This window comes from Methanospirillum sp., from assembly GCF_035406105.1.
In the GTDB taxonomy this organism is placed as follows: Archaea; Halobacteriota; Methanomicrobia; order Methanomicrobiales; family Methanospirillaceae; genus Methanospirillum.
Window position 1 is genome coordinate 1 of sequence record NZ_DAONKG010000159.1, and the last position, 5,753, is coordinate 5,753.

The following is a 5,753-nucleotide window of genomic DNA, read 5'->3' on the forward strand; positions in this document are numbered from 1 at the left end:
GAGATGGATTTCTGCCTTTCCTGCCAGGTGATCAAGCAGCCTTCTGGCATAGAGCATCCCAGATGCCCCGGATACCCCGATAACAATCCTCGGATTCATACAAACCCCCTCATGCATATACCCGGTATGCATGCTCTGATGACGGACGGATACTGGCGTTACTCATATGAGGTACTCAGCTATCTCTCTGTACCATAATGATGGTATCATCACCATGAACCGGTATTACCATCTGATCACTTTTCGCGCATAAAAGTAAATTAAGACAGACTCATACAAATCTGGCGCGCTCAGGATTTATCGGATCAAATATATTGATATAATCTCTTATTATGAAAATTTTGTCTTGTTTAGCGGTCAGGCGCTTTTTCAGAGCCAGGTTTGAAAATGATAGTATTTAATAGAGCTAAGCGTACAGATTAGCACATATATCATGTAAAGGGTATCACCTGAACAATCAGGCGTACCTGCGGATGGGAGGCGTAATGATGATGATATGGAGATATGTACCAATTATTCTGCTTATTCTCCTCTGTGGCGGGGTTATGGCACAAGAGGTTGTGTTCACCCCTGTCGGGGGATCAGGAGAAGAGATACAGGCGGGGAATATATCATTTAGTACCCCGGTGAGTGCATCAAGCGGTATTGCAATTCTTTCGGTTTCGGAAAACCCTGATGAATATACCATCTCAAATAAGGTGACCGTCGACACCACGAGGTTTGATCTCTCCTCAGAGTCATGTGGGGGATCTGAGAAGCAGATCACCTTTGGAAACCTGAACCACATCAATCCCAGAGTTTCAGATGGGAGAGTCGTATTTGAAGAATGGAATGCCGGTGTTTCGGGTATTGGCCTGTATGATATCCAGTCTGGTGGCCTGTACCCGGTATATCCGGGAAAACTTCATCAGACAAAACCGGATATTTCAGGCCGGATTGTCGTCTATGAACAGGCCGGAGCAGGGACCAGTCAGGTAACCAATATCAACGGGTATGATCTGCAGACTGATACTGCTGCACCGATCTCACCATCCACTTCAAACCAGAATCAGCCGGTCGTGTCCGGCCGATACATTGCATGGCAGGACTGGAGGAGTGGCAATCCTGATATTTACATGGCTGACCTGAATTCAGGGACCAGTCAGGCGGTCACGAAGGATCTTGCAGAACAGAAGAGACCGGATATTTCCGGATCGTATATTGTCTGGGAGGACTGGCGGAACGGGAATGCCGATATTTACCTGTATGACATCACCGCCGGAAAGGAGTATCAGCTAACGACTGATCGCTCTGACCAGACAAACCCACGGATCAGCGGGAAGGTTGTTGTCTGGGAGGACAACCGGAACGGCGTCTCTGACATCTATGCCATGACCCTTGACACCTTCGAGGAGTACCAGCTGACTGACGGTAAGTATAAGGCAGTAAACCCAGATATCTCCGGACCCCTGGTCGTGTGGGAGGATTACCGGAACGGGAATGCTGATATTTATCTGCTTGATCTTATCACCGGATACATCTATCAGGTAACATCCAACCAGGGAGATCAGAAGAATCCGTCAATTTATGGAAACCACCTGGTCTGGCAGGATTACCGCACCGGGAACTCAAACATATTCCTCTATACTTTCCCGGAGAGTGTTGGAACCGGGAAGTATCAGCTGTACGGCTCTGCAACCATAAGCGGTTCTCCAGCACCGGTTGGAACGGAGATCACGGCGCTGATTGACGGGACCATCAGGGCAAAGACCACGGTGCAGCAGCCGGGAACTTATGGATCCTCATACGGCCCATTCCTTGAGATCCCGGTAACCAGTGCCGATACCGGAAAGACCATCACATTCAGACTCAATGACCTCCAGGCAGATCAGATTCTGACCGTTGGTACCGGCGGGGTGATGAAACTGGACCTCTCTGCCTCATCAGTTCCTCCGGTGCAGACCTATACCCTGACAGGAAATGCCCTCATTAACAGCATGCCTGCACCGGTTGGAACCATCATTATGGCAACCATCGATTCCCAGATCAGAGGACAGGTAACGGTAACTACCGCGGGTTCATATACCGGTCTTTCCATCCCGGTCAATCAGAACGATATTGGGAAGAAAATCCTATTTACGGCAACAACAAGCGGTTCATCAGTGCAGGCCTCCCAGAGTATCACGGTCGGCCAGCAGGTGGGATCTTGGTTTGACCTGACCTTTGGCACAACGCCCCCACCGACATCCTACCGGTTCAGTGGAACTGCACTGCTTGACGGGCAGTATGCACCGGCAGGAACGATCATTTCGGCTCTTATTGACAACCAGATACGGGGACAGGTTACCGTTCTGACAAACGGTCAGTACAGTAATCTGAACGTTCCAATATACCAGACCGATAACGGGAAGTATATCTCCTTTACCGCCCAGTATAGCGGTGCAACCTATAGTGCCGGGCAACAGGTGACCGTATCTGTCCAGCAGGGTGACCTTATCATCGCCTCCACAGATGTCTCTGCCGCAAGCGGGCAGATTATCGAGAGAAAACTTGATCTTACATTCACTGTTACGGCCCAATCCAGATACCAGTTCTGGGGTCGGGCAAACCTTGATGGAGCACCCCTTCCAGCAGGAACCACCATCTACGCAACCATTGACAATCAGATACGGGGACAGATAACCACCCAGACAAACGGCCAGTATGGCTCTGAAAACGGTCCGTACCTTGATGTTGCCATTACCAATGCTGATATTGGAAAGACCATCAGATTCCAGACCACTGCCGGGGCAGAAGGCGATCAGAGCCAGCTGGTAGTGAGCGGTCTGAAAGTCTCAAAGAATATAAATTTCATCTCAAAACCCTCCAGTGCTGCTGATTTCACCGCGAGTCCGACACAGGGGGCATTACCCCTATCTGTGAAGTTCACCGACAAGTCATCAGGCAGCCCGAAATCATGGTACTGGGACTTTGGTGACGGAACGACGTCCACCGAGAGAAATCCGACCCATGTATACACGAGAAACGGGGTCTATTCAGTCGGTCTGATGACAACTCTGTGGAACGGGCAGACAAAGAGCGTTGTGAAACAGAATCTGATTACAGCCGGTATCGTCAGCCCGCCAGAAGCTCAGATAACTCTGAACCAGGGCTGGAACTTTATCTCTGTTCCAAAGATGCTTGCCGACGGGCAGAATACCGCAAAAGTCCTCTTCGGGCACGTGGATGTCGGCGGTCACAGTATCTTTACCTACAATCCACGGACAAAATCGTGGAGCACGGTGAGTGCAACAACGGTAATCAGTCCTCTTGATGCGGTCTGGATCTATTCAACCAAGAAAGATGCAATATATCTCTACTTTGCCGGCGATGCTTTGCAGATTCCGCCAACCAGAAAACTGGTAAAGGGATGGAACACCTTCGGTGTGACCAGCCTGAACACGGTCCCTGCATATAATGCCCTCCTCTCGGTCAAGGATCAGTGGATCTATGTAATCGGCTTTGACTCCTCGATCCAGCGGTATCAGGGCACCATCATGAACGTGCCGGAGAGCAATGCCAATGTTCTGTATCCTGGCTATGGGTACTGGATATACATGAGTGAAGAAGGAGATCTTGCCGCAATAGGAATTTAGGGAGAAAATATACCATTTTTAAAGAAATTTGAGGGAAAACCATGAAAATTGCATCACTGTTAATAATGATCCTGATGCTCTTCCTGCTTATGCCCTGTCTTGCAGAAGAGGAGCAGGTTGATTTTGAGCCGCTTGTCAGTTTCTCAGCAGAAGAACTGATTGCACAGGCACCGGGTGTAGAAGAACAGATGACATTTGACTCAGTCTATGACTGGGATCCCCGCGTCGATGACCAGTATGTCACCTGGACGCAGTATGAGGGACAGGGAAAAGTCTGGTTCTATGATATGAAAACCGGAAACCGGCAGATGGTTGCCAACATTATGAGCGACCAGAATAATCCGGACATCTCCGGAGGCATTATCGTATGGGACGATAACCGGCACAAAAACTCAGACATCTACTCATATAACATCCCGATGCACAAGGAAAGCCCGGTGTACGTGGATACTACCAATAAATTCAGGCCGGCTATCTCACAGGACATGGTCGTGTTTGAGGACTTTGGCAATGATGATATCCGGGATATCGGAATGATGAAGGTGGGAACCCAGTCCAGGCCGGTATACATCAATCCAAATGACAAAGACAAGGCAAATCCTGACATTGACGGAGAATGGATTGTCTATCAGCAGCTTGATGATAACAAAAACGACTGGAATATTTACCTCTACAATTACAAGACTGAAAAAACCATTCAGGTAACAAGAGATATCCATATCCAGCAGAATCCGCGGATATCCGGAGATTATGTCGTCTGGGAGGATAACCGGAATGGTAAATGGGACATCTTCATGTATAATATCAAAAAGGACATGACAACGGCGGTCACCTTTGACGATTACGATGATGTCGAGCCAGCCGTATCAGGATCCAAGATAGTGTGGACGAGATATGATCAGGAGAACAACAGTGACATCTATATGGTTGATCTCCAAATCCCGAAGACATATGCGGTATGTGTCGGACCAGGAAACCAGATCAGACCGGATATCTATGCTGATAAGGTTGTCTGGCAGGATGATCGGTTTGGCGGCTGGGATATTTTCATCTACACGCTCGAACCCACAACCCCGTTCACACCATATCAGTTCTACGGGCCGGTTACCTTCAATTACCTCCCTGCTCCGGTAGGAACCGAAATAATCGCCAAGATTGACGGGGTTACGAAAGACTCCATCGTTACTACCCAGGAAGGATATTATGGTGGCTCTGGCAGTATGGCAGACCAGCTGACGGTCAATATAAACCAGGCAGATATCGGCCGGCAGATCACCTTCTGGAGCGGAGGAATTCAGGGAGCACCATCTGTTACGGTCACCGGTGACGGGAAGATGATGGAGCAGCCGCTCAACTTTGTCTATGCACAGCCGCTTCCTGATCTTCTGTTTTATGGATCGGTTACCATTGACGGTCAGCCGGCTGCGAAGGGAACGATCCTGAAGGCAATGATCGACGGTGTTGTCAGAGGCAGCTATGAGATCACCCAGAGCGGGCAGTACGGAGGACAGTATGACACAGATCCTGCACTGCGTGTTCCAATCACCGTGGATGACATCGGAAAACACATTACCTTCATGGAAGGAGAATATGCAGCAGGTCAGACCTTCCAGATTACCAGTGGTGGCAGATTCAGGCAGGATCTCACCTTTACGACTATCCCGCCCATGAGTCCGTATGAGTTTTATGGATATGTACAGATTGACGGTAAGTCTGCCCCGGTGGGAACAACCATTCAGGCAAAGATCGATAATACGGTTGTTACCACCTATGTCACCCGGTATGCCGGTTCATACGGAGCACCAGGACAAAACCCTGATGATCCACGCCTTATTGTCCCGGTAACAGAAGCTGATGCAGGACGGACGATCTCATTCTGGATCGGTACAATAAAGGCAAGTGCAACGCAGGTCATTACCCGTGGCGGTGAGCGGATCATACGTAAGGATCTTGACTTTGGCAGCTCACCCCAGCCGGTGATCAATGCTGACTTTACCGGATCTCCCCGAAGCGGGGCTGCTCCCCTCACCGTGCAGTTTACCGATCTCTCGACCGGAAACCCGACGATGTGGTACTGGGACTTTGGGGACGGGGGTATCATACCAGCAGGTGAAGATGAGAATGTAACCTGTGCCGGAG

Annotated in this window: 1 protein-coding gene and 1 pseudogene; both read left to right on the forward strand. The window is 49.5% G+C overall.

The features are described from left to right. Positions 1-473: 473 nt before the first annotated feature. On the forward strand, positions 474-3,614 hold the full coding sequence (locus PLA23_RS09695; RefSeq protein ID WP_324475030.1) for a PKD domain-containing protein: 3,141 nt from the start codon (positions 474-476) through the stop codon (positions 3,612-3,614). A 41-nt stretch (positions 3,615-3,655) separates the two neighbouring features. Further along, positions 3,656-5,753: pseudogene (locus tag PLA23_RS09700) on the forward strand (hypothetical protein); the annotation flags it as partial.

Excerpts from the sequence above, each read along its gene's own strand:
- PLA23_RS09695 (WP_324475030.1), top strand. The coding sequence starts at position 474 with ATGGGAGGCGTAATGATGATGATATGGAGATATGTACCAATTATTCTG.